Origin of the sequence: Streptomyces sp. NPDC056480 (genome assembly GCF_042795405.1) — a bacterium.
In the GTDB taxonomy this organism is placed as follows: domain Bacteria; phylum Actinomycetota; class Actinomycetes; order Streptomycetales; family Streptomycetaceae; genus Streptomyces.
Genome location: NZ_JBHTSA010000022.1, coordinates 50,556 through 75,509, shown reverse-complemented (window position 1 = coordinate 75,509; position 24,954 = coordinate 50,556). Strand labels below are relative to the sequence as shown.

Sequence of the window (24,954 nt, the reverse complement as noted above, 5' to 3'; positions counted from 1 at the left end):
GCACGGAAGGGCGCACGGAACTAGTTGCGTGCGCGCACGCTCTCTGTCACAGTTGGTGCAGCGGCGGAGCTGCGCCCGAACGACGGGCGGCGGCTTCGCCGTTCGCCGTCCGGGCGCGCTGCCGCGCCCCGCCCCCCTCCCGCCGGAGCGCCCCGGGCGGCACCCCGTCCCGCATCCCTCTCCCGAGGAGAACCCGTCATGACCACTCCCCCGAGTGCGTTCCCGGACGTCGAGAAGCTGGTCGTCGACGTCCTCAAGGCCGACCCGGCCCTGGCCGGCGCGACCATCGCGGTCAACGCGCCGGCCGGCTTCGACGGCACCCAGGCCGCCGTCCTGGTGAACCGCCGCGGCGGCGCCTGGATCGGCGACCTGCACGTCGACATGCCGCTGATCGAGTTCGAGGTGTACGGGCCGACCAAGAACGCCGCCCACGTCCTCGCCAACGGCGCCCGCCGGGCCCTGCTCGCCACCATCGGCAAGCAGATCGGCGCCAACAACGTCGTCCACGACGTCGAGGAGCAGGACGGACCGCGCTGGCTGCCCGACTACCTCTACCGGGGCGCCAACCGCTACCTGTGCGTCATCCGCCTCTCCCTGAGCGTGTTCTAGCCGCTCGCCCCCGAGCGCCCGTCCGCTCACCCCACAGACCAGGCCTCGCCGTCCGGCGGGGCCTTTGCCGTACCCGGACCGACGTCCGGGGCGGCAGCCCTCTCACCAAGGAGAAACCCACCATGGCAGGAAACAACTCGGCCGAGATCCGCGTCGCCGGTACCGGCAAGCTCTACGTGGCGGACGCCGGCACCGCGGCCCCCGCCACCTTCGGCGCCGACGCCACCGCCGACTGGACCGGCGCGGGCTGGAAGGACCTCGGCTTCACGACCGGCGACGGCGTGACCTTCGCCAAGAAGGACAAGCTGGAGCCGATCGACTCGTGGCAGTCGGTCTCCCCGGTGCACTTCATCTACTCCAGCCGTGACCTCTCGCTGAAGTTCTCGATGCTCCAGTTCAACGAGCTGACGCTGCCCTTCTTCATGGGCGGCGGCAAGGTCGAGGCCGAGCCGGCCCCGTCCACCGAGACCTACAAGTACGAGATCGCCGAGCGTCCGTTCGCGGACGTGCGCGCCCTCGGCCTGGAGTTCACCGACGTCAAGGCCGGTGGCACCACCGCGGTCACGTACCGCTTCATCATCCCGCGGGGTCAGGTCACCGCGTCCGACGACATCAAGCTGGCCCGCAAGGCCGCGTCCCAGCTGGGCGTGACCTTCACGGCCATGTCGCAGGGCAACGGCAAGCCGCTGGCCACCTTCCTCATGAAGGACAGCCAGTACGGCACGGCCGTCTGATCCCTCTCCACCCGGGGCGGGACGGCCGACCGCCGTCCCGCCCCGCCCCCTCCTCTTCTCTTCGCCCGAACAAGGAGTACGCATCACCATGGCCCGTTTCGACGTCAACGCCGCCCGCGCCCAGCGACAGGAGGCCCACGGCCGCAAGTGGTCCTTCGAGCTGGACGGCGAGTCCTACACCCTTCCGACGGAGCTGAGCCGCGCCACCGCCAAGGGGCTGCGCAAGCTCGACGACAACGACGTGGACGGCCTGCTCGCACTCCTGATGGGTGAGGAGCAGTTCAACCGCTTCGAGCAGCACGACGTGACCATGCAGGACATCGCCGCCATCCTGGAGGCCTACGGCAAGGAGACCGGGCTCGGCCTGGGGGAAGACTGAGCCTCGTCGCGTTCATCGAAGAACACGCCGAGGCCCTTGAGGCCGATTTCATCCGCTACTACGGGCTCGACATCCTCGACTGGCACCGGGGGGAGCTCTCCAGCCGGCGGGTCCTGGCCCTGATCAGGCACATGCCGCGGGACAGCGCCCTGCAGCGCGACCTCCACGGCGAGTCCGCCGAGTGGTCGGTCACCGACCATCTGCTCGCGGCGACGGTGGACCATCTGGCCGTCGGGAACTGGATGTTCCACTGCGTCAACGCGTCCGAGGACGGCGACCAGCCCGATCCGCCGACGCCCGTTCCCCGTCCGGGCGCCAAGGACGAGGACGAGGAGGCCCAGGAGCGGGACGAGCACTCCCCAGGGGCGGAGACCCCCGAGATCTCCCCGCACCAGCTCGCCCGGTTCTTCGGCTGAAGCCACCTCCCCGCGGCCCCCGGAGCCCGTCCCGTCAGGGAGCGGACTCCGGGGGCGCTTCCTGTGCTCGCTCCGCGGTCAGCTCGTCCGCCAGCGCCCTGGCCCGTTCGGAGAGCCGGCGCCCCTTGCCCGCGCGCGGCTCCGGGTCGGCGGGCTCGGCGCCCCGGCGTTCGCCGCCGGACGTGGGCTGGGCGGGCACCCCCAGGGGTGGCACGATCGGCCGGCCCCCCTTGCCGCGGACGACCTTCCGTACCGGCTGGGCGTTCCTGCGGGCACGGCTCTCCTGCGCGGTGACGAGGACGTCCGGCTCCGCGTCCGGTGCGGGCTCCTTCTGGTGCACGGGCTCGGGTTCACCGTGATGCCCGGGCTCGGCCTCCTGCTCCCGTTCGAGTCCGGAATGCCGTTCGAGTCCAGACGGTCGTTCGAGTCCGGACTGCCGGTCGAACAGCTCGCGTTCCCTGCGCACCCGCTCCTCGGCCTCGACGACGGCGGCGGGCGGTTCGAGGAGGCGGGCGAAGGGGAGCGCGATCACCCGGGCGCCGGTCTGTCCGGCGTCCGCACGGCGCTGGGGCCGGCGAATCCCGCGCGCGTCGCCCTGACCCTGGGTGTAGGCGTCGGCGACACGCTTCTCGTACTCCCGTCGTATGCGCGGGAGTTCGTCCGACACGGCCTCGGCCCAGCCCGCGGTGAACGCGGAGGTCTCCCGGCGGTCGACCTCGGCCCGGGGGATCACGACGAGGTCCTCGGTGGCGTACCCGTGGACCAGGACGAGCTCGGAGAGGCGAGCGAAGAGATGAGGCAGATCGGGGTGGGCCGCGAGCCAGTCGACGACTCGCTCCCGCCGGTCGGCGCCCGGCTCCGTATCCATGCGTCAGTACTGCCTTCCAGCCCCCTGGGGTCCCCGCGCGCCCCTCGCGCCCCCCGCGCCCCGAGGTGGTCAGGTCCGGAGAGCGCCCTCCAGGTTACCCGGTCGAACAAAAACTCCGATCAGCCGCCAACCCGTTCGGAGAACTGGCCAGAAGACACACCGTCAGGCGTTTCCCGCTCGACAAACACCGAACGAATGTTCCACACTCTGTTCGCACAAGAGTTCGAACACGTGGTGCCCCCGCTCCTCACTCCGCGGCGCCGCCACGCACGCACGGGCAAGCAACCGGAAGGCAGGCGTCCATGACCCAGCAGGCCGAGGCATCGCGACCGCAGATCCCTCTCCAGGACCGCCTCCGCCAGCTCCTCGACGGACCCGCCGCCCTCGACAAGAGAGCGTTGCTCGGCAGCCTCTACGCCGAGGTCTCCCGCTGCGAGACCCGCGCGTACGCGGCCGGCTGGAACGACGCGCTCGCGACGGTGCGGCGCGACTCCCACCGGGCCGAGGACGCCTAGCCGCCACCCGCCGCCCGCCGCCCCAGACGAACAAGCCCCCGCCGACACCGGCGGGGGCTTTTCGGCGCTTGGCCGTCACCGGCCGGAAGCGGAGTAACCCATGGGTAAAACGATCGACGACGTCGCCCAGGAAGTCAGCGACCTCAAAGCGGCACTCCTCAACGACGCCACGCACGTCAAGGTGCAGCCTCAGGGGAACTACGAGTCGAAGAAGGAGAACGAACAGAAGCCGAACGCCGTGGACTCCACGGTCTCCGCGCTCAAGAACTCCCTGATCGGGGGCAATCCGAAGCTCGTCACGGACAACATGCTGCCGTACGACTTCGTGAACCGCTTCGAGGAGATGCACAAGGAGCTCAAGAAGGAGCTGTCGACCGAGCTCTGGGAGGCCGCCGGTTTCGACACGATCGGCGCCGCCGTGGAGAAATCCGCCGAGGGCAGCAAGGACGCGGCGAAGTACTGGGTGGCGGCCTTCGCCAGTGTTCTCGTCCCCGCGATCCTCGCGGGGATCGGCCTCGTCCTGCTGGCCCGGTTCACCGTCGTCCAGCGGGCCCTCCAGGGCCTCATCCTCAACGGCATCTCCAGGATCAGCGGCGGTCGCGTGGCCCGCGACCTCATCCTGGCCAAGAACGACAACGGCGACGGCTACGCGTTCCAGAACAAGAACCACGTCAAGCGGCGCGAGGACGCGGCCGCCGCCGGTGTCCCCCTGGCGGACCTCCCGGACGAGCAGAAGCTGCAGAACCTGAAGCAGGCCATCGGCGGCGTCAACACCAAGATCAAGAACTTCAACACCGAGGTCCGCAAGCTCCCGAACGCCCGCTCCCTCGACAAGACCGCGGCGGCCGTCGGCAGGGTCAACACCGTCATCACCGCCGCCGTCCCCACCAGGATCGCCGCCGTCGCGGAGAAGCTCGAGAAGCTCGCCGCGGCTGTGGAGACGTACAACCAACACACGCTGGACACCAAGGCGCTCGACAAGGCCAACAAGGCCGTCGGCAAGTCCAACCCCACCAAGGTGGCGGAACTCGCCAGGGCGACCGGCAAGCTCGCCGGCGCCCAGCGGCACTTCCAGCCGGACAGACTCCCCAACGCCGGCAACCTCAGGTCGGCCGCCCGGGCCGCCAACGACCTCGCGGAGGCGGGCGGCAACGTGACCCAGGCGTTCAACGCCTTCAGGATCGCCGTCCAGCGCGCCGACTCGGCGCTCTGACCCCGCAACCACCCCGGAAGGAGGTACAACCGTGGCTCTCTCAAGCTCCGCCAAGAAGGCGTCCGACGCCCTGCGCAACCTCAAGACGCAGGCATCCGGCGCGGCGACGTCCGTCAAGAAGGCCGGCGACTCCGGCAACGCGGCCAACGGGCAGCTCAGGAATCTCAAGACCAACGCCCAGAACTCCGGCACCCAGCTCAAGAACCTCAAGACCGCATCCGAGCAGGCCGAGCGCGCCATGAAGAAGGCCGGCGACACCGCTCAGTCGGCCGGTGGAAAGCTCGGCAAGTACGAATCGGGCGCCGGCAAGGCCGCCAAGGGCCAGGACAAGCTCAACAAGTCCATGAAGGGCAACTTCCTGGTCCGCCTGCTCGAACTCTTCATGCCGCTCATCGAGGCGATCGTCGACATGGCGCTTCGCTCGAAGACGATGCAGACGGTCCTGAAGAAGGCCTTCAGCGCCGTCAAGAGCGTCATCAGCTCCGTCATGAAGGCCGTCGGGCCGATCATGAAGAAGGCCGGCGACCTGATCAAGACGGTCTGGAACGGCATCAAGAAGGCCATCTCCACCGTCGTCAAGGCCGTCGCCACCGTCATCAAGACCTACGTGAAGATCTGGAAGACGGTCATCACCACGGTCATGAAGGCGATCAAGACCGTGATCAGCACGGTCTGGAACGGCATCAAGGCCGTCATCACCCCGGTGGTGAACTGGATCAAGTCCGCGATCCCGCAGGCCTTCAGCGCCGTCAAGGACAAGATGTCGTCCGTCTGGAACGGCCTCAAGGACATCGCGTCCCGCGCCTTCGACGGCATCAAGAGCGGCGTGAAGGGCCCGATCAACGCCGTCATCGGCCTGATCAACGGAATGATCGGCAGCCTCAACAGGGTCAAGGTCAGCGTCCCCGGCTGGGTTCCGGTCGTCGGCGGCAAGACCTTCGGCGTCAGCATCCCGACCATCCCGATGCTCGCCACCGGTGGCGTCGTCATGCCCCGCAGCGGCGGCGTCCCGGCGATCCTCGCCGAGGCCGGCGAGGCCGAGGCCGTCCTCCCGCTCTCCAAGCTGGACCGCCTGCTCGCCCAGACCGCCCGCCGCGCCCGCGCGGCGCAGGGCGCCCAGCCCGGGAGCGCCGGCGCCGGCCTGCACATCGAGCACTACCACGCGGCCCGCAACAGCGACCCGCACGCGACCGCCGCCGCGCTCATGTACCTCGTGAAGGCGCGTGGAGCACGCGCATGAGTGCCGCGGCCGTCGCCATGCCCAGGTTCCGCACGGCCGTCGCGCCGATGAGAGGTCTGCGCCAGGGGCTCGGCGGAACGAGCGACACGCTGAGGAGACTCCAGCAGGACGTCCAGCGCGCGGCGACCGGTATCGGTGGCCTCGCCACCGCCGCCCGCAACGCCGGAACCTCCCTGCGCACCCTCGGCCAGAACTCCTCCGGTGCCGCCACCGCGATGGGCAGGATCCGCCGCTCCACCGCCCCCACGGGCGTCAAGCGGATCGGCACCGCCGCCGGCAAGGCCCGTACCGCCGCCCGCGGTATCGGGACCGGTGCCGGAGTGATCCTCGGCCTGCTGCTGCCGCTGCTGCCCGTCACCGATGTCATCACCGGCCTCATGGGCACCTTCGGCATCGTCATGACCATCGCCTCGGTCGCCATGACAGGCGTCAACGTCGCCATGCGGGCCAACCCGCTCGGCTTCCTCGTCGGCCTGCTCGTGCCCATCGCGGCGTACCTCATCGAGCTCGCGGTCAACTCCGAGACCGGCCAGCGGCTCATCAAGCAGGCCATGCAGCAGGTGCTGAAGGGCTTCCAGGCGGTCTGGAAGTTCCTCCAGCCGATCATGAAGCTGCTCGGCCAGGCCGTGGGCACCTACTTCAAGGCCTATCTGACCCTGTTCAAGACCGCGCTCAGGATCGTCGGCTCCGCCATCGACGGGATCTCCAGGCTCCGCTCCGCCGTCTCCTCCGCCACGAACGCGCTCCGCGGCATCGCCTCCCGCACGATCGGCGGCATCAAGAGCGCCGTCCAGCCGGTCGTCCGGTGGATCACCGACAAGATCCCCGGCTTCTTCCACACCGCCAAGGACGCCGTGAGCAAGGCCCTGCGCGGCATCGGCGACCTGGTCAAGGGCGGCCTCAGCGCGGTGATCGGCGTGGTCAAGGGACCGATCAACGGTCTGATCGCCTTCGTGAACTGGATCATCGACGGGCTCAACAAGCTCAGCTTCGAGATCCCGCTCACCGGCAAGAAGTTCGGCGTCGAACTCGACAAGCTCCCCATGCTCGCCGAGGGCGGCATCGTCTCCCCCGGCACCGCCGACGACTACCGCATCGACTCGCTCTCCCAGCTGGAGAACCGGCGCGTCCCGGCCATCACCGAGAAGCCCCGACCGCCGCACCGCGTCCGGGACTTCCACGAGGAGCCCGGGGCCGGTCCGCGGTCGACCGCCGAGGACCTGCTCTTCCTCGCGACCGCCGCCCGCTGACACCCGGAGCCGCGGACCCGGTACGGCGGCTCACCCGCCGCCCGCCGCCGCCCGCGGCCCGGGCCCGCGCACCGACCCGCGCCCGTCCGCCCACCGCTGACCCCATCCCAAGTGAGGTGACGGCCCCATGGCCGAGACCACGACCCCGTACGCAGGAAACTCCTACACCGCCGACCTCGCGCCCGGCTCGCTCATCACCCAGGACGGGCAGATGCAGTGGGCCGGACTCCTCATCGGCCCCGGCACCCCCTTCGCCGTCGACAAGAGCGGCCTCTCGGGCTGGGAGGACCTGCCCGAGTACGACTCCTCCGACGCCGACCGCCCCACCTCCCACGGCGCCTGGCCCGGCTCCCGCTACGCCAAGCCGCGCAAGGTCGGCGGCACGATCGTGCTGATGCCGGAGTACGGCGGCACCCCCGGGGCCCTCCGGGCCCTGCGGCAGTCGCTCGCCCTCCTCGACGAGGAGCGCTGGCTCACCGTCCGGCTGCACGGCGAACTGCTCACCGTCCGCGCCCGGATCGCCCAGCGCGTCGTCCCCGCGGACCAGGGCTTCGCCACCCAGGGCAGCTCCCGCATGTCGGTCCAGTGGCTGGCCGCCGACCCGCGCCGGTACGTCGTCAACGAGCAGACCGCCACGACCAGCCCCCCGCAGCCGGAGTCGGGCCTCACCTGGCCGCTGACCTGGCCGCTCAGCTGGGGCCAGGCGAAGAGCACGGGTGACGCCGTCGTCGAGAACACCGGTTCGGCGCCGGTCCACCCCGTCATCGTCTTCCGCGGCCCGTGCTCCATGCCGACCGTCACCGAGCGGGTCAGCAGGCGCCGGCTGCGGTACGCGATCGACCTGACCGCCGGCGACGAGCTGACCATCGACACCCGCGCGGGCACGGTCATGCTCAACAACTCCGCCTCCCGCCTGCACACCGCGATGGCCGACTCCACCCCGGAAGAGCTGTTCGTGCTCGACCCCGGCCGGACCGACCTGTCCTTCCGGCCCGAAGAGGGCACCGAGGACGCGCTCATGACGGTGCGCTGGCGCAGCGCCGAGTGGTGACCAGGACGCGCCGACCGTCCGCCGCCGCCCGCAGGCAGCCCCCGGGCGCCCGCGGGCGGCGGCCCTCCGCAGCGCCCGCCCCGCCCCGACCCCTTCCGGAGAGGTGACCCCATGACCGTACGCGCAGCCTGGCTCCCGTCCACCGGACAGACCCGCGAGGACACCCGCCTGACCCTCGCCGCCCTGCTCACCCCCAGCGGCCAGAGCGCCGACGAGACCCCCCTGCGCTCCCGCCCGGGCATCGTGCCGGGCGGTTTCCTCCTGACCGGCAGCGCGCCCATGCAGGCCACCATCGGCACCGGTCGCGCGATCGTCCAGGGCAACGACACCGCCCAGGGCGCCTACCTCGTGGCCGCCATCGCGCCGGAGAGCTTCACGCTCGCGGACGGCGACCCGCAGTACGACCGGATCGACCTGGTCGAACTGGCCGTGATCGACGACGTGTACGACCGCACGGGCACCACCGAGGCGGTCGTACGGCTGGTCAAGGGCACCCCCTCGGCCACGCCCACCGTCCCGCAGACCGGCACGGGCAGCACCATCCCGCTCTACACGATCCGGGTGCCGAAGGGCACCTCGGCCGGCACCGGCGGCATCGCCTGGGCCACCGCCGTCACCACCATGCACTGGCCGGTCGTCGCACTCGGCGGCATCATGCCCGCCAGCGGCTTCAAGGGCGCCTACACCGGCCAGTACCGGGACACCTCGGGCCTCCTCCAGCGCTGGGAGGCATCGGCCTGGGTCTCGTACCCCAAGGCCATCGGCGGCATCGCCCCGAGCGGCACCGCCGCCGGCGGCTACACCGGCCAGTACCGGGACAACAGCGGCGGACTGCAGCGCTGGAACGGTTCCTCCTGGCAGTACGTCCAGGGCACCGCGACCGTGCTGTTCTGCGCCACCCAGTGGCAGACCGCCCAGGCCCAGAGCGTCGCCCCCAACACCTGGACCGTCCTCTCCCTGCCCACCGTCGAGGTCGACGACGCCGCCGCCTGGACCTCGAACAACACCTACATCGTGCCGCGCACCGGCTGGTGGCGGATCTCCGCCCACGCCACCTGGGCCAATGACGCCCAGACCGGCATGCGCGGCGCCCGCGTCGTGGTCGGCGGCGTCGGACAGTCCCGGATGACCTGGCTCACCCCCGCCGGCAACGGCGCCATCTCCGTCGGCGGCGGCAGCGTGGTCAGGCTCGTCGCGGGCGAGACCCTCCAGCTCGCCGGCTTCCACAACCACACCGCGGCGATCAAGACCCTCGGCGGCTCGGGCTACGCCTGCAGCCTCTCCGCCGAATGGGTCCGGGCCTGACGCCCCGAACGCCGCACCGACCCCCGACTCCCGACTCCCCGAACGGAGAAACCCCATGAACCTGCGCAGCAGCTGGGTCGCCGAGACCGGCCAGACCCGCGAGGACACCCGGCTCACCCAGACCGGCGTCACCACCATGACCGACCCCGTCCAGGTCCGCTCCGGCATCCTGCCCGGCTCGTACGGCGGCCAGTACCGGCTCTCCGGCTTCTGGACCTTCGGCTCCGCCGCCATGTCGGCGACCGTCTCCGAGGGCCGGGCCGTCATCCAGGGCGAGATCTCCCAGGGCGTCTTCCCGGTCACGCTGCCGGCCTCCGAGGTCGTGACCTTCGCCCCGGGCAACGCCCTGTACAGCCGCAAGGACCTGCTCGTCCTGAAGATCTACGACAAGCTCTACGACGGCGGCACGCGCACCGAGGCCACCATCGAGATCATCCAGGGCGCGGCCACCCAGGACCCGCAGGCCCCGGCCGTCCCGCCGCGCTGCCTCCCGCTGTACGAGGTGACCGTCCCCGCCGGTGCCAGCGCCGGCAACGGCGGCATCCCCTGGCAGAGCGCGCTCAAGGACCTGCGCACCCCGGTCGTCGCCCTCGGCGGCATCCTCCCGGTCGAGGGCCCGTCCCTGCCGGGCGCCTACCCCGGCCAGTACCAGGACGCGGGCGGCGCGCTCCAGCGCTGGGACGGCGGAGCCTGGGTCTCGTACCCGTCGGCGCTCGGCGGCATCATCCCGTCCTCCGCGTCCACCACGCCGGCGAGCTACACGGGCCAGTACCGCGACTCGACCACCGGCAGGCTCCAGCGCTGGGACGGCACCACATGGGTCCCGGTCGTCGCGGGCCCGTACTTCGTCGACAACCGCGACTACGGCGACACCACGTCGACCACGTACACCTCCACGCTCACGGGCCGCATCAACAACCCGATGTCCCTCTCCTTCGTCGCCCCGCCGTCGAAGGCGGTCGTCATCGGCTTCGGCTGCAAGCTGCGGTCGACGAGCCCCGACCACTACGCGTACATGGCGGTCAAGCTCACGCAGGGCTCCACCGTCATCAGCGACCTCGAAGACGACTACGCGGTGATCGCCGCCAGCCAGAACATGGTCTCGGTCTCCACCATGACCCGTCAGTCCGGCCTGACCCCGGGCGCGACCTACACGCTCACCGCCTTCTTCCGGGTCGCCGCCGCCACCCCCGCCCTCAAGGCCGGCTTCGACAACACCTTCATCAGGGTCGACCCGCTGCCGTAGTCCCGGACCCACCCATCCCACAGGAGAAAAACCATGGCACTGCGCAGCGGCTGGCTCCCGCCGACCGGACAGACCCGCGTCACCACCCGTCTCACCTCCCACGGCGCCACCACGCCCGTCAACCCGCTCGCCTCGCGCTCCGGCGTCCTGCCCGGCACGTCCGAAGGCACGTACCCGCTCGGCGGCCTCCGGCTGAGCAGCAGCGGCCCCATGAGCGCCACCGTCTACGCCGGGCGCGCCGTCGTCCAGGGCCCCAACGTCCAGGGCGCCTACCCCGTCACCCTCGACGCGGACACCGTCCTCACCTTCGGCGACGGCGATCCGGTCAACCCGCGCGTGGACCTCGTCGTCCTGCGGATCTACGACGACGAGTTCGACAACCTGACCAGGAGCGAAGCCGCCCTGGAGATCATCAAGGGCCAGCCGAAGGCGCAGCCGTCCGCCCCGGACGCGCCCCCGCTCTCCCTCCCCCTCTTCTCGGTCAGGGTGGAGAAGTCGGCCTCGGCCGGCACCGGCGGCATCGCCTGGGCGGCCGGGGCCGTCACCGACCTGCGGACCACCCTGGTCGGCGTGGGCGGCATCCTGCCCGTCCACAACAACGCGGGCGTGCCCGGCTCCTACCCCGGCCAGTACCAGGACAACGACAGCGCCCACTACCTCCAGCGCTGGGACGGCAAGGGCTGGGTGGCCTACCCGAAGGAGATCGGCGGCATCGCCCCCAACGGGACGATCTCCACCGGTGGCTACCCCGGCCAGTTCCGCGACAACAACGGGACCCTCCAGCGCTGGAACGGCAACGGCTGGGTGTCCTACCAGCCGCCGGTGGAGGTCGAGACCACGGCGAACGGCGTGACCCCGCTGAACGGCTGGACGGTGGTGTCCTTCTCCGCCCGCCGCTCCCGCGGCCTCGCGACCGTCCTCGTCACCGTCACCCGCAACGGCGCCACCATCAACGTCGACAGCGCCGGCAACTTCAACGACGAACCGCTGTGCACCCTGCCCGCCGGCTGGCGCCCGGCCTTCGACCACGAGTCCTCCGCCTGCGACGGCTTCGGCGACGGCGGCGCCTACATCTCGCCCAGCGGACAGGTCAACCTGCGCACCTGGTCGTCCAACGGCGCCCTCGTCGCCGGACGGAACATCCGCATCTCCGCGACCTACGTCCTGTAAGGGGGCTGTCCCATGGCACTCGACACGCCCTACCGGGCCATCTTCTGCGACCTCGTGACGGACACGACCCTCGACATCCTGCCGCTGCGGGACGTCTCCTTCGAGGACTACATCGGCCGGGCCGGCTCCCTCTCCGGCACCGTCCCCATCCCCGACCGCACCATCGCCGAGCGGGCCCACAAGATCAAGCCGGGCCGCACCACCGTCTACCTGGAGCGCGGCGGAGACCTCTGGTGGGGCGGCATCGTCTGGACCACCAACCTGCAGTCCAGCGACCGGGGCGTGGTGACCCTGGGCATCCAGGCCTCCACCTTCGACTCGTACGCGGGCCGACGGCGCATCCGTACGGACGAGTTCGAGTCGCGGTTCCTCCAGGCGACCGACCAGTTCGTCATCGCCCGCAGCCTCTGGTCGCACCTGTCCAAGGGCCTGGGCGGCAGCAGGATCGACATCGGGGACGAGACGGAGGAGTCCGGCGTACCGCGGACGGCCTCCTGGCGGCACGGGGACGAGACCGTCTACCAGGAGGCACTCGACCAGCTCGGCGCCCAGGAGAACGGCTTCGAGTACCAGATCCTCGTCTACCGGGACCCGGACGACGGCGCGCGGATCCGCCAGCTCCGGCTCGGCTCGCCCAAGATCCGTACCGGCGCCACCGACATGCTCTTCGACCGGCCCGGCGCGATCCTGTCGTACTCCCTCCCGGACGACGCCACCCGCGGCGGAACCGTGGCCCTGGCCCGCGGCGCCTCCACCAACAGCAACGCGGGCGCCGAGTCCCGGCCGACCGTCTCCGACCCGGCCACGCCGTCGAATCCGCTCCCGGACCTGTGGCCCCAGCTCGACCTGTCCTCGGACCACAACGACGTCAGCGACAAGGACACGCTGAACTCGCTCGCCCAGGCCGCCGTCGACCAGGAGGCGGGCCACGTGCAGATCCCCGAGATCAGCATCCGGCTCGGCGGGATCGTCCCCCCGGCGCTCCTCGGCCGCACCGCCCGCATCCGCATCACCGACGAATGGCACCCCACGGGCCTCGACGCCCGCTACCGCATCGTCGGCGTCAAGGTCAGGCCGGCCGAGCGAGGCCGGCCCGACACCGCCGAACTCGCACTCGAGGAGGCCTGATGGCTCTGCTGCCCGAGGACATCATCGACCGGCTGATCCAGATGGAGCGCCGGATCCAGGCGCTGTCCACCGCGGTCAACACCCGGCCGCCCCTCAACGAGATCCGGCCCGTCCCGACCGCCTCCTCCCCCGCCACGAACAAGCCGGTCCTCCGGGTCTTCGACGGCTACAACCACGAGATCTTCGCGGACGACATCGCCACCGGCGGCCTCGCCAGGCCGTGGCTGCAGCTGATGCCGCCGGTGGACCACCTGAAGGAGGCGAAGTGGCCGTCCACGACGAGCACCGCCTTCACCCCCATCGCCCAGTCCTTCAACCCCGTCTGGCAGCCCAAGATGCGGCTGGCGATGTACACCAAGGTCTCCAGCGGCGCGACCGGTCAGGTGAAGGTCATGGTCGACGGCCAGCAGTTCGGCCCGACCGTCGCCGCCGGACAGACCTTCGACCACACCGGTCTGCTCCCCGTCGACCTGGCGACCAAGTTCGGCAAGGTGATGACCGTCGAGATCCACGCCGTGGTCACCAGCGCGAGCGGCACGGTGTACGCCCAGCCCGTCAGCATGTACGGCACCCAGTCCTGACCGTCCGCCCATCGCGGCCGACCGGGCCGCCGAGGAGCACACCATGAACATCGACCCCACCCAGCCCTGGGGCGTGGCCATCGACTACGCCGGCCGCGCCTCCGTCGCCGAGGACGGCCACACCCTCTCCGTACGCGTCTACGACAACGGTCTCGGCCACACCCTGGAGCGGGACCCGATCACCGGCCAGTACCCGTCGGTGCACGTCAGCGCGGAGTTCGCCAGGACCGGCACGGGCGACGCCACCCTCCGCGGCTTCGGCCTGGCCGTCATCGAGGCGAGGGACGGCGTCCCCGCCGTGCCCGACCCGACCGCCGTCCAGCGGGCCGTCACCGCCGCGCTCGCCGACTTCGAGGCCCGCCGGGCGGCCTATGCCTCGCTCTGCGACACCTGGGCCCCGGAACCCGAGCCGGAACCGGCACCGGAACCCGAGCCCACGCCCGCACCCGCACCCGCCCCGGAGCCGACACCGGAGCCGACGCCGGAGCCCGCACCCGCCCCGTAGCCGAGCCGGCACCGGAACACCCGCCCGTAGCCGAGCCGGCACCGGAACCCGTTACCCACGCCCGCCCTCCGTGCGGGCCTTCTTCATGTCCGGAGGACACCAGATGGCCACTCCCCTCCCCGCGGACCGGCTCGTCGCCGCACTCCGCGCCGAAGGCGTCACCGTCGTCGAACACCCCGGCTGGCGCTCCCACAACCGCAACCACACCGGCACCTGGGGCCCGGTCACCGGCGTGATGATCCACCACACCGTCAGCTCCGGCACCCGCTCCACCGTCGAGATGTGCTTCAACGGCTACGAAGGCCTGCCCGGACCGCTCTGCCACGGCGTCATCGCCAAGGACGGCACCGTCCACCTCGTCGCCAACGGACGCGCCAACCACGCCGGCGGCGGCGACCCGTCCGTCCTCCAGGCCGTGATCACCGAGACGTACGGGGACCGGCCGCCGACCCCGCGCGTCCACCAGGGCAGCCCCGGAGCCGTCGACGGCAACTCCCGCTTCTACGGCTTCGAGTGCATCAACCTCGGCAACGGCACCGACCCCTGGCCGGCCGCCCAGCTCGACGCGATCGAACGGGTCTCCGCCGCCCTCTGCCGGGCCCACGGCTGGGGCGCCAAGTCGGTCATCGGCCACCTGGAGTGGTCCGACTGGAAGAGCGACCCCAAGGGCTTCGGCATGCCGACCCTCCGGCAGCGCGTCCAGACCCGGCTCGCCACGTCCCCCGCCAAGCCCGCCCCCGGCAGCGGGAAGCCGACCACCCCCCGCCTCCAGCCGTTCCCGGGCACCTCGTTCTTCCGCAAGGAGACGAGCTCCCCGGTCATCACGGCCATGGGCCGCCGTCTCGTCGCCGAGGGCTGCGCCGCGTACACCGTCGGCCCGGGCCCCCGCTGGAGCGAGGCCGACCGGCTCAGCTACGCGAACTGGCAGCGCAAGCTCGGCTTCCGCGGCTCCGACGCCGACGGCATCCCGGGCGCCGCTTCCTGGAGCGCGCTGAAGGTCCCCCACACGAAGTGACCCAGAGGAGCAGACCGATGTCCGATGCCGCCAAGCGCACGGCCCGAACCGTCCTCCAGTCCGCCGTCGGCATCGCCGTCGTGCTCCCCGCGATCGTCGACGCCTCCGGCGTCCCCGCGACCCTCCCCTGGGTCGCGGGGGCGCTCGCCGTCGCCGGCGGACTGGCCCGGGTGATGGCCCTCGACGTGGTGCAGAACCTGCTGCCGTCCTGGCTGCGCCCCGCCCCGGGCGGTGCCGATGACCGATCCTGATCCGAACGACCCCGTCGCCGTCGCCCTCGAACTGGAACGGCTCCGCGGCACCCTGGAGGCCGGCTTCGCCCGGGTCGACGGCTCGCTCGCCCTGCTCGTGCAGCGCAGCGACCAGACCGACCGGCAGCTCGCCGACCACGAGGCCCGCCTCGACGACCTGGAGCGCGCCCGCTGGCCGGTGGCCAGCATCGCCGCGCTCACCGCGAGCGCCGGCGTGCTCGTCGCGGTCTGGGAGCTGGCCTCCCGCTGACCCGTCCGGTGAAACGCCGAAGGGCGGCCACCCCAACGGGGTGACCGCCCTTCGGTCAAGCGACTCGCTTACTGGTTGTACGGACCGTAGTCGTAGTCCTCCAGCGGAACGGCCTGGCCGGAGCCCGAGCCGAACGGCGAGTAGTCGATGTCGTCGTAGCCGACGGCCGAGTACATCGCGGCCTTGGCCTCCTCGGTCGGCTCCACCCGGATGTTGCGGTAGCGGGACAGACCCGTACCGGCCGGGATGAGCTTACCGATGATGACGTTCTCCTTGAGGCCGATGAGGCTGTCGGACTTGGCGTTGATCGCCGCATCCGTCAGGACTCGGGTCGTCTCCTGGAAGGAGGCGGCCGACAGCCAGGATTCCGTCGCCAGCGAGGCCTTGGTGATACCCATCAGCTGCGGACGGCCGGAGGCGGGGTGACCGCCCTCGGTGACCACACGACGGTTCTCGGTCTCGAACTTCGAGCGCTCGACGAGCTCGCCCGGCAGCAGCTCCGCGTCGCCGGACTCGATGATCGTCACACGGCGCAGCATCTGCCGGATGATGATCTCGATGTGCTTGTCGTGGATCGACACACCCTGCGAGTTGTAGACCTTCTGGACCTCGGCGACCAGGTGGACCTGGACCGCACGCTGACCGAGGATCCGCAGCACGTCGTGCGGGTTGGTGGCACCCACGGTGAGCTTCTGGCCCACCTCGACGTGGTCGCCCTCGCCCACGAGCAGACGGGCACGCTTCGAGATCGGGAACGCCGTCTCGTCGGTGCCGTCGTCCGGGGTGACGACGATCTTCTTGGTCTTCTCGGTCTCCTCGATGCGGACGCGGCCGGCCGCCTCCGAGATCGGGGCGACACCCTTGGGCTGACGAGCCTCGAAGAGCTCGACGACACGGGGCAGACCCTGGGTGATGTCGTCACCGGCCACACCACCGGTGTGGAAGGTACGCATCGTCAGCTGGGTACCGGGCTCACCGATGGACTGGGCGGCGATGATGCCGACCGCCTCACCGATGTCGACCAGCTTGCCGGTGGCGAGCGAACGGCCGTAGCAGAACGCACAGGTACCGACGGCGGACTCACAGGTCAGGACCGAGCGGGTCTTGACCTCCTCGACACCGGCGCCCACGAGGGCGTCGATGAGCACGTCACCCAGGTCGACGTTGGCAGGCGCGATGACCTTGCCGTCGACGACGACGTCCTCGGCGAGCATCCGCGCGTACACGGAGGTCTCGACGTCGTCCGTCTTGCGCAGGACACCGTCGGCGCCGCGCTCGGCGATCCGCAGCTTCAGACCGCGCTCGGTGCCACAGTCCTCCTCGCGGATGATCACGTCCTGCGAGACGTCCACCAGACGACGGGTCAGGTAACCCGAGTCGGCGGTACGCAGGGCGGTGTCCGCCAGACCCTTACGGGCACCGTGCGTGGAGATGAAGTACTCCAGAACGGTGAGGCCCTCACGGAAGGACGCCTTGATGGGACGCGGGATCGTCTCGTTCTTGGCGTTCGACACCAGACCACGCATACCCGCGATCTGACGCATCTGCATCATGTTTCCTCGGGCACCCGAGTCGACCATCATGAAGATGGGGTTCGTCTTCGGGAAGTTCGCGTTCATCGCCTCGGCAACCTCGTTGGTCGCCTTGGTCCAGATCGCGATGAGCTCCTGAGTGCGCTCTTCCTTCGTGATGAGACCGCGCTCGTACTGCTTCTGGACCTTCTCGTCCTGCTCCTCGTAGCCCTTGACGATGGCCTTCTTGGCCTCGGGCACGACGACGTCGGAGATGGCCACGGTGACACCGGAGCGGGTCGCCCAGTAGAAGCCGGACGCCTTCAGGTTGTCGAGCGTCGCCGCCACGATGACCTTGGGGTACCGCTCGGCGAGGTCGTTGACGATCTCGGAGAGCTGCTTCTTGCCGACGGAGTAGTCGACGAACGGGTAGTCCTCGGGCAGCAGCTCGTTGAAGAGCGCGCGGCCCAGCGAGGTGCGCAGGCGGAACGAGTCACCCTGCTGCCACTCCGGCTCGCCCTCCTCGGTGACCGGGGGAACCCAGCCACGGGGAGCGACGGTGCCGACGGGGAAGCGGATGTCGATCTGCGACTGCAGCGCGAGCTCGCCGGCGTCGAACGCCATGATCGCCTCGGCCGTGGAGCCGAACGCGCGGCCCTCGCCCTTGGTGTCACGGAGCTCACCGTCGGTGGTCAGGAAGAACAGACCGAGGACCATGTCCTGGGTCGGCATCGTGACCGGACGGCCGTCGGCCGGCTTCAGGATGTTGTTCGAGGACAGCATCAGGATGCGGGCCTCGGCCTGCGCCTCCGCGGAGAGCGGCAGGTGCACGGCCATCTGGTCACCGTCGAAGTCCGCGTTGAACGCGGTGCAGACGAGCGGGTGGATCTGGATGGCCTTGCCCTCGACCAGCTGGGGCTCGAAGGCCTGGATGCCGAGGCGGTGCAGCGTGGGCGCACGGTTCAGCAGAACCGGGTGCTCGGCGATGACCTCTTCGAGGACGTCGTACACGACCGTGCGGCCGCGCTCGACCATCCGCTTGGCGCTCTTGATGTTCTGCGCGTGGTTCAGGTCGACCAGGCGCTTCATCACGAACGGCTTGAAGAGCTCCAGCGCCATGGCCTTCGGCAGACCGCACTGGTGCAGCTTCAGCTGCGGACCGACGACGATGACGGAACGCGCGGAGTAGTCCACACGCTTGCCGAGCAGGTTCTGACGGAAACGACCCTGCTTGCCCTTCAGCATGTCGCTGAGGGACTTCAGCGGACGGTTGCCGGGGCCCGTGACCGGGCGACCACGACGGCCGTTGTCGAAGAGGGCGTCGACCGCCTCCTGGAGCATCCGCTTCTCGTTGTTCACGATGATCTCGGGGGCACCGAGGTCGAGCAGACGCTTCAGACGGTTGTTGCGGTTGATCACGCGGCGGTACAGGTCGTTCAGGTCGGAGGTCGCGAAGCGGCCACCGTCCAGCTGCACCATCGGACGCAGGTCCGGCGGGATGACCGGCACGCAGTCGAGAACCATGCCCTTGGGGCTGTTCGCGGTCTGCAGGAACGCGGAGACGACCTTGAGGCGCTTGAGCGCACGGGTCTTCTTCTGGCCCTTGCCGGTACGGATGATCTCGCGGAGGCGCTCGGCCTCCTCCTCCAGGTCGAAGGACTCGAGGCGCTTCTGCAGCGCCGCGGCACCCATCGAACCGTCGAAGTACGTGCCGAAGCGGTCACGCAGCTCGCGGTAGAGGAGCTCGTCGCCCTCCAGGTCCTGGACCTTGAGGTTCTTGAAGCGCGACCAGACCTCGTCCAGACGGTCGATCTCGCGCTGCGCACGGTCGCGCAGCTGCTTCATCTCGCGCTCGGCACCCTCGCGCACCTTGCGGCGCACGTCGGCCTTGGCGCCCTCGGCCTCGAGCTCGCCGAGGTCGTTCTCGAGCTTCTTGGCGCGGGCCTCCAGGTCGGAGTCGCGACGGTTCTCGATCTGCTGACGCTCGACGGAGACGTGCGCCTCGAGCGAGGGCAGGTCACGCGTACGACGCTCGTCGTCGACGAACGTGATCATGTACGCCGCGAAGTAGATGACCTTCTCGAGGTCCTTCGGGGCGAGGTCGAGCAGGTAGCCAAGACGCGACGGAACGCCCTTGAAGTACCAGATGTGGGTGACGGGAGCGGCGAGCTCGATGTGGCCCATCCGCTCACGGCGCACCTTCGCGCGGGTGACCTCGACGCCACACCGCTCACAGATGATGCCCTTGAAGCGGACACGCTTGTACTTGCCGCAGTAGCACTCCCAGTCCCGGGTCGGACCGAAGATCTTCTCGCAGAAGAGTCCGTCCTTCTCGGGCTTGAGCGTGCGGTAGTTGATGGTCTCCGGCTTCTTGACCTCGCCGTGGCTCCACTGACGGATGTCGTCAGCGGTGGCCAGACCGATCCGGAGCTCGTCGAAGAAGTTGACGTCGAGCACTATGCGTCAATCCCTCTCAGGGTTGTAAGGCTTGGGGTCTGATACGGGGGTCCTGGGGCCGGCCGGGGACTCAGCGGTGAAACGCCGAGCCCCCGACCGAACTCCCGTCAGACCTCTTCGACGCTGCTCGGCTCGCGCCGGGACAGGTCGATGCCGAGCTCCTCCGCTGCGCGGAAGACGTCCTCGTCGGTGTCGCGCATCTCGATGGACATGCCGTCCGAGGACAGCACCTCCACGTTGAGGCACAGGGACTGCATCTCCTTGATGAGCACCTTGAAGGACTCGGGGATGCCGGGCTCAGGGATGTTCTCGCCCTTGACGATGGCCTCGTAGACCTTCACGCGGCCGGTCACGTCGTCGGACTTGATCGTCAGCAGCTCCTGGAGGGCGTAAGCGGCGCCGTACGCCTCCAGCGCCCACACCTCCATCTCACCGAAGCGCTGGCCACCGAACTGGGCCTTACCACCCAGCGGCTGCTGGGTGATCATCGAGTACGGGCCGGTCGACCGGGCGTGGAGCTTGTCGTCGACCAGGTGGTGGAGCTTGAGGATGTACATGTACCCGACCGAGATCGGGTCCGGGAACGGCTCGCCGGAGCGGCCGTCGAACAGCCTCGCCTTACCGGTCGGGAGCACCATGCGCTCGCCGTCGCGGTTCGGGATGGTGTGGTTCAGCAGGCCCGCGAGCTCGTCCTCACGCGCACCGTCGAAGACCGGGGTCGCGACGTTGGTGCCGGGGGCGACCTTGTCGGCGCCGATCACCTGGAGGCGCTGCGCCCACTCGTCCGCGAGACCGGAGACGTCCCAGCCGCGGCTGGCGAGCCAGCCGAGGTGGATCTCCAGGACCTGTCCCGGGTTCATTCGGGACGGGACACCCAGCGGGTTGAGGATGATGTCGACCGGGGTGCCGTCCTCCAGGAACGGCATGTCCTCGATCGGCAGGATCTTCGAGATGACGCCCTTGTTGCCGTGACGGCCGGCGAGCTTGTCACCATCGGTGATCTTGCGCTTCTGGGCGACGTAGACGCGGACCAGCTGGTTCACGCCCGGGGGAAGCTCGTCGCCCTCCTCGCGGTCGAAGACGCGGACGCCGATGATCTTGCCGATCTCGCCGTGCGGCACCTTCAGCGAGGTGTCACGGACCTCACGGGCCTTCTCACCGAAGATCGCGCGGAGCAGGCGCTCCTCCGGGGTCAGCTCGGTCTCGCCCTTGGGCGTGACCTTGCCGACCAGGATGTCGCCGGCGACGACCTCGGCACCGATACGGATGATGCCGCGCTCGTCGAGGTCGGCGAGGACCTCCTCGGAGACGTTCGGGATGTCCCGGGTGATCTCCTCCGGGCCGAGCTTGGTGTCACGGGCGTCGACCTCGTGCTCCTCGATGTGGATCGAGGAGAGGACGTCGTCCTGCACGAGGCGCTGCGACAGGATGATCGCGTCCTCGTAGTTGTGACCCTCCCACGGCATGAACGCCACGAGCAGGTTCTTGCCGAGCGCCATCTCGCCGTCTTCGGTGGCGGGACCGTCGGCGAGGACCTGGCCCTCGATCACACGGTCGCCCTCGTCGACGACGACCTTCTGGTTGACCGAGGTGCCCTGGTTCGAGCGCGAGAACTTGTGCAGGCGGTACGTGATGTACGTGCCGTCGTCGTTGGCGACGGTGACGTAGTCCGCGGAGAGCTCCTGGACGACACCGTCCTTCTCGGCCTTGAGCACGTCGCCGGCGTCGGTGGCACAGCGGTACTCCATGCCGGTGCCGACGAGCGGGGCCTCAGACTTGATCAGCGGCACCGCCTGACGCATCATGTTCGCGCCCATGAGGGCACGGTTGGCGTCGTCGTGCTCGAGGAACGGGATCATGGCGGTCGCGACCGACACCATCTGGCGCGGCGAGACGTCCATGTAGTCCACGTCCGACGGCTCGACGTAGTCGACCTCGCCGCCACGCTTACGCACCAGGACGCGCGGCTCGGTGAACTGCAGGTCGTCGTTGAGCGCGGCGTTGGCCTGCGCGATGACGAAGCGGTCCTCCTCGTCGGCGGTGACGTAGTCGACCTCGTCGGTGACCTGGCCGTCGACGACCTTGCGGTACGGCGTCTCGATGAAGCCGAACGCGTTGACGCGGCCGTACGAGGCGAGCGAACCGATCAGACCGATGTTCGGGCCTTCGGGGGTCTCGATCGGGCACATGCGTCCGTAGTGGGACGGGTGCACGTCTCGGACCTCGAAGCCGGCCCGCTCACGGGACAGACCACCAGGGCCCAGCGCCGAGAGACGACGCTTGTGCGTCAGACCCGACAGCGGGTTGTTCTGGTCCATGAACTGCGACAGCTGGCTGGTGCCGAAGAACTCCTTGATGGAGGCGACGACCGGCCGGATGTTGATCAGGGTCTGCGGCGTGATCGCCTCGACGTCCTGGGTGGTCATGCGCTCGCGCACGACGCGCTCCATACGAGCCAGACCCGTGCGGACCTGGTTCTGGATGAGCTCGCCGACGTTGCGCAGACGACGGTTGCCGAAGTGGTCGATGTCGTCGGTCTCGACGACGATCTCGTTGCCGTTCTCGCCGATCGTCTCGGTCTCGCCCGCGTGGAGCTTGACCAGGTACTTGATCGTGGCGATGACGTCATCGGTGGTGAGCACGCCGGCGTCCAGCGGCTCGTCGGCGCCGAGCTTCTTGTTCACCTTGTAGCGGCCGACCTTGGCGAGGTCGTAGCGCTTCGGGTTGAAGTAGAGGTTCTCGAGCAGCGTCTGAGCGGCCTCACGGGTCGGCGGCTCGCCCGGACGCAGCTTGCGGTAGATGTCGAGCAGCGCGTCGTCCTGGCCCTGGGTGTGGTCCTTCTCCAGGGTGGCGCGCATGGACTCGTACTCGCCGAACTCCTGGAGGATCTGCTCGGTGGTCCAGCCGAGAGCCTTGAGGAGGACGGTGACGGACTGCTTGCGCTTGCGGTCGATGCGGACACCGACCAGGTCGCGCTTGTCGATCTCCATCTCCAGCCAGGCACCCCGGGACGGGATGATCTTGGCGGAGAAGATGTCCTTGTCGGACGTCTTGTCGATGGAGGAGTCGAAGTAGACACCCGGCGAACGGACCAGCTGCGACACCACGACACGCTCGGTGCCGTTGATGACGAAGGTGCCCTTGTTCGTCATGAGCGGGAAGTCGCCCATGAAGACCGTCTGGGACTTGATCTCGCCGGTCTCGTTGTTGGTGAACTCGGCGGTGACGAAGAGCGGGGCGCCGTACGTGAAGTCACGGTCCTTGCACTCGTCGATCGAGTTCTTCGGCGGCTCGAAGCGGTGGTCGCGGAAGGTCAGCGACATCGACCCGGAGAAGTCCTCGATCGGCGAGATCTCCTCGAAGATCTCTTCCAGACCGGACTTCCTGGGGACGTCCTGTCCCGACTCAAGGGCAGCCTCGACGCGAGCCTTCCAGGCGGCGTTGCCGAGCAGCCAGTCAAAGCTCTCGGTCTGCAGCGCGAGGAGGTTCGGAACCTCGAGGGGCTCCTTGATCTTTGCAAAGGAGATGCGCAGCGGGGCGGTGCTTGCGCCGTTGTTCGTATTGGTCGAGGCGTTGCGCGAGGCGGCCAAGAGGGGGTCCTTCCGAGGGCTCGGACTCACTACGCGCGTACCGGTCCCCTGCATCGCTTCACGGCAGACTTTTCCTGATACGACCAAAAGGCCAGCTCAGACGGGGTCGGTCCACGAAGCGGATGCGAAGGTATGCCCCTGGTGACGGGCAGGGGGCAGCTAACAGGCAGCGCAAAGGGTCAGTGTAGCCACTCGGCTCACTGATGTCCAGGGCGAATAATTCGCGACCCTCGTTGCTCTCAACTCCGCGGTACCTCGCGCCGTGCGGCGCACCTCGATACTGCCCGTTCAGTCGTCGATCCATGCCTCGGAAACGGATCGTTGTGACGACGCGTCCTGAGAATTGCGCGCTGCGTGCGGTTCGTCAAGGCCCCCCGGTCTGCGGGGCGCACGGCGAAGATCACCATACTCCGCCGCCGACGGCCCTCGGGCCCCCCGCCACGCCCTTCCCGGGGAACGCCGAAAGGCGACCACCCAGAAGGGTGATCGCCTTTCGATGCCCCCGCGTTACACGGGGGCAGGAGTCAGCTTCAGCGACTCGAAACGGTCTTACTTGACCGTGACGGAGGCGCCGGCGGCCTTGAGGGACTCGGCAGCCTTCTCGGCGGCCTCCTTCGCGACCTTCTCGAGGACCGGCTTCGGGGTGCCGTCGACGAGGTCCTTGGCCTCCTTGAGGCCCAGGGAGGTGAGCTCGCGCACGACCTTGATGACCTGGATCTTCTTGTCGCCGGCACCCTCGAGGATGACGTCGAACTCGTCCTGCTCCTCGACGGCCTCGGCACCGGCGACCGGGGCGCCCGGGCCGGCAACGGCGACGGCCGCGGCGGCGGTGACGTCGAACTTCTCCTCGAAGGCCTTCACGAACTCGGAGAGCTCGATAAGGGTCATCTCCTCGAACTGGGCGAGGAGGTCGTCCTGAGAGAGCTTCGCCATGATGGGCGATCCTTCCACTAATTCGGCAGGTGCCGGATGTATAGAGAGGCGGGCGTTACGGCCCGCTACGACCTGTGCCTAGGCGGCGCAGATCATGACGCGAGCCGAATTACTCGGCACCGCCCTGCTCGGCGAGCTTGACGCGAAGCGCCTCCGCGGTGCGGACGAACTTCGACGGCAGCGCCTGCAGGAGCGAGGCAGTCTGGGACTGCTTGCCCTTGAACGCGCCGGCCAGCTTGCTGAGCAGAACCTCGCGGGACTCGAGGTCCGCGAGCTTCTTGAACTCGTCGGCGGACAGCGCCTTGCCGTCAAGGACACCGCCCTTGATGACGAGGTTCGGGTTCTCCTTGGCGAAGTCACGCAGAGCCTTCGCCGACTCCACCGGGTCACCGGTGACGAAGGCGGCCGCGGTCGAACCAGCAAGCTGGTCGTCCAGCGCGGAGATGCCGGCCTGGTTGGCCGCAATCTTGGTCAGCGTGTTCTTCACCACGGCGTACTGGGCGTTCTCACCGAGCGAACGACGCAGCGTCTTCAGCTGCGCCACGGTGAGCCCCGTGTACGAGGTCAGCACGACGGCGTTCGAGCTGCGGAACTTGTCCTCAAGCTCGGCTACCGCGGCAGCCTTGTCGGGCCTTGCCATAGAGCGTCGGCCTCCTTCCGGGTGATGAGGACCGCTCAGAAGGCACTGCCACAACGAAAACGCCCCGGGCGCAGGCGCTCGGGGCTCAGCTCAACCG

23 protein-coding genes are annotated in these 24,954 nt (G+C 69.4%); 18 read left to right on the top strand and 5 right to left on the bottom strand.

The annotated features are described in order from the left end of the window. Positions 1-198 precede the first annotated feature (198 nt). The 4 genes from ACFQ79_RS12930 (at position 199) to ACFQ79_RS12915 (ending at position 2,138) form a co-directional block, all read left to right on the top strand. On the top strand, positions 199-609 hold the full coding sequence (locus tag ACFQ79_RS12930) for a hypothetical protein (RefSeq protein ID WP_189831632.1): 411 nt from the start codon (positions 199-201) through the stop codon (positions 607-609). A 122-nt stretch (positions 610-731) separates the two neighbouring features. Beyond that, entirely contained in the window at positions 732-1,343 is a 612-nt protein-coding gene (locus ACFQ79_RS12925) for a phage tail protein (protein ID WP_383582189.1), read from the top strand. Positions 1,344-1,431: 88 nt separating this feature from the next. Next, complete coding sequence (locus ACFQ79_RS12920; RefSeq protein WP_030213969.1) at positions 1,432-1,722, top strand: hypothetical protein; 291 nt, start codon at positions 1,432-1,434, stop codon at positions 1,720-1,722. A gap of 131 nt (positions 1,723-1,853) precedes the next feature. Continuing rightward, entirely contained in the window at positions 1,854-2,138 is a 285-nt protein-coding gene (locus ACFQ79_RS12915; RefSeq protein WP_383582187.1) for a hypothetical protein, read from the top strand. 34 nt (positions 2,139-2,172) lie between these two features. Here the strand turns inward: ACFQ79_RS12915 and ACFQ79_RS12910 are convergent, their stop codons facing one another. After that, the gene (locus tag ACFQ79_RS12910; protein WP_383582185.1) at positions 2,173-3,006 is read right to left on the bottom strand and encodes a hypothetical protein; all 834 of its coding nucleotides are present in this window, start codon (positions 3,004-3,006) and stop codon (positions 2,173-2,175) included. 302 nt (positions 3,007-3,308) lie between these two features. Here ACFQ79_RS12910 and ACFQ79_RS12905 point away from each other — a divergent pair, with 302 nt between their 5' ends. The 14 genes from ACFQ79_RS12905 to ACFQ79_RS12840 all read left to right on the top strand — a co-directional run bounded on the left by ACFQ79_RS12905 (position 3,309) and on the right by ACFQ79_RS12840 (position 15,726). Beyond that, positions 3,309-3,521: a hypothetical protein gene (locus ACFQ79_RS12905; protein ID WP_383582183.1), complete on the top strand. Its 213-nt coding sequence runs from the start codon at positions 3,309-3,311 to the stop codon at positions 3,519-3,521. Positions 3,522-3,621: 100 nt separating this feature from the next. Then, the gene (locus tag ACFQ79_RS12900; RefSeq protein WP_383582180.1) at positions 3,622-4,734 is read left to right on the top strand and encodes a hypothetical protein; all 1,113 of its coding nucleotides are present in this window, start codon (positions 3,622-3,624) and stop codon (positions 4,732-4,734) included. Positions 4,735-4,765: 31 nt separating this feature from the next. Next, a complete protein-coding gene (locus tag ACFQ79_RS12895) occupies positions 4,766-5,974 on the top strand; it encodes a phage tail protein (RefSeq protein ID WP_383582178.1) in 1,209 nt (402 codons plus the stop codon). Beyond that, on the top strand, positions 5,971-7,224 hold the full coding sequence (locus ACFQ79_RS12890) for a tape-measure protein (RefSeq protein WP_383582176.1): 1,254 nt from the start codon (positions 5,971-5,973) through the stop codon (positions 7,222-7,224). The genes ACFQ79_RS12895 and ACFQ79_RS12890 overlap by 4 nt, the downstream gene beginning before the upstream one ends. A 127-nt stretch (positions 7,225-7,351) precedes the next feature. Continuing rightward, positions 7,352-8,275 carry a phage distal tail protein gene (locus ACFQ79_RS12885; protein ID WP_383582173.1) on the top strand — a complete coding sequence of 308 codons (924 nt, stop codon included), beginning with the start codon at positions 7,352-7,354 and terminating at the stop codon, positions 8,273-8,275. Positions 8,276-8,386: 111 nt separating this feature from the next. Continuing rightward, a complete protein-coding gene (locus tag ACFQ79_RS12880) occupies positions 8,387-9,580 on the top strand; it encodes a hypothetical protein (protein WP_383582170.1) in 1,194 nt (397 codons plus the stop codon). A 55-nt stretch (positions 9,581-9,635) separates the two neighbouring features. Next, positions 9,636-10,826 carry a hypothetical protein gene (locus tag ACFQ79_RS12875; RefSeq protein ID WP_383582168.1) on the top strand — a complete coding sequence of 397 codons (1,191 nt, stop codon included), beginning with the start codon at positions 9,636-9,638 and terminating at the stop codon, positions 10,824-10,826. Between the two features lie 33 nt (positions 10,827-10,859). Next, entirely contained in the window at positions 10,860-11,996 is a 1,137-nt protein-coding gene (locus tag ACFQ79_RS12870) for a hypothetical protein (RefSeq protein WP_383582166.1), read from the top strand. Positions 11,997-12,008: 12 nt separating this feature from the next. Next, positions 12,009-13,124: a hypothetical protein gene (locus ACFQ79_RS12865; protein ID WP_383582163.1), complete on the top strand. Its 1,116-nt coding sequence runs from the start codon at positions 12,009-12,011 to the stop codon at positions 13,122-13,124. Beyond that, the gene (locus tag ACFQ79_RS12860; RefSeq protein WP_187623336.1) at positions 13,124-13,705 is read left to right on the top strand and encodes a hypothetical protein; all 582 of its coding nucleotides are present in this window, start codon (positions 13,124-13,126) and stop codon (positions 13,703-13,705) included. The genes ACFQ79_RS12865 and ACFQ79_RS12860 overlap by 1 nt, the downstream gene beginning before the upstream one ends. A 43-nt stretch (positions 13,706-13,748) precedes the next feature. Then, positions 13,749-14,210 (top strand): ATP-binding protein, encoded by a 462-nt coding sequence (locus ACFQ79_RS12855; protein WP_383582161.1) that lies wholly within the window; start codon positions 13,749-13,751, stop codon positions 14,208-14,210. 103 nt (positions 14,211-14,313) lie between these two features. Beyond that, the gene (locus ACFQ79_RS12850) at positions 14,314-15,225 is read left to right on the top strand and encodes a peptidoglycan-binding protein (protein ID WP_383582159.1); all 912 of its coding nucleotides are present in this window, start codon (positions 14,314-14,316) and stop codon (positions 15,223-15,225) included. Between the two features lie 17 nt (positions 15,226-15,242). After that, positions 15,243-15,476, top strand: a complete 234-nt coding sequence (locus ACFQ79_RS12845; protein ID WP_383582157.1) for a hypothetical protein — start codon at positions 15,243-15,245, stop codon at positions 15,474-15,476. Beyond that, positions 15,463-15,726 carry a hypothetical protein gene (locus ACFQ79_RS12840; protein WP_383582155.1) on the top strand — a complete coding sequence of 88 codons (264 nt, stop codon included), beginning with the start codon at positions 15,463-15,465 and terminating at the stop codon, positions 15,724-15,726. Before ACFQ79_RS12845 ends, ACFQ79_RS12840 begins: the two co-directional genes overlap by 14 nt. Before the next feature lie 68 nt (positions 15,727-15,794). Here the strand turns inward: ACFQ79_RS12840 and ACFQ79_RS12835 are convergent, their stop codons facing one another. The 4 genes from ACFQ79_RS12835 to rplJ form a co-directional block, all read right to left on the bottom strand. Continuing rightward, complete coding sequence (locus tag ACFQ79_RS12835) at positions 15,795-19,694, bottom strand: DNA-directed RNA polymerase subunit beta' (RefSeq protein WP_383582153.1); 3,900 nt, start codon at positions 19,692-19,694, stop codon at positions 15,795-15,797. 107 nt (positions 19,695-19,801) lie between these two features. Then, positions 19,802-23,284 (bottom strand): DNA-directed RNA polymerase subunit beta, encoded by a 3,483-nt coding sequence (rpoB, locus tag ACFQ79_RS12830; protein WP_030318711.1) that lies wholly within the window; start codon positions 23,282-23,284, stop codon positions 19,802-19,804. Between the two features lie 549 nt (positions 23,285-23,833). Continuing rightward, on the bottom strand, positions 23,834-24,217 hold the full coding sequence (gene rplL / locus ACFQ79_RS12825) for a 50S ribosomal protein L7/L12 (protein ID WP_073910766.1): 384 nt from the start codon (positions 24,215-24,217) through the stop codon (positions 23,834-23,836). A gap of 109 nt (positions 24,218-24,326) precedes the next feature. Next, positions 24,327-24,857: a 50S ribosomal protein L10 gene (rplJ, locus tag ACFQ79_RS12820; RefSeq protein WP_030318714.1), complete on the bottom strand. Its 531-nt coding sequence runs from the start codon at positions 24,855-24,857 to the stop codon at positions 24,327-24,329. Between the last annotated feature and the right edge of the window lie 97 nt (positions 24,858-24,954).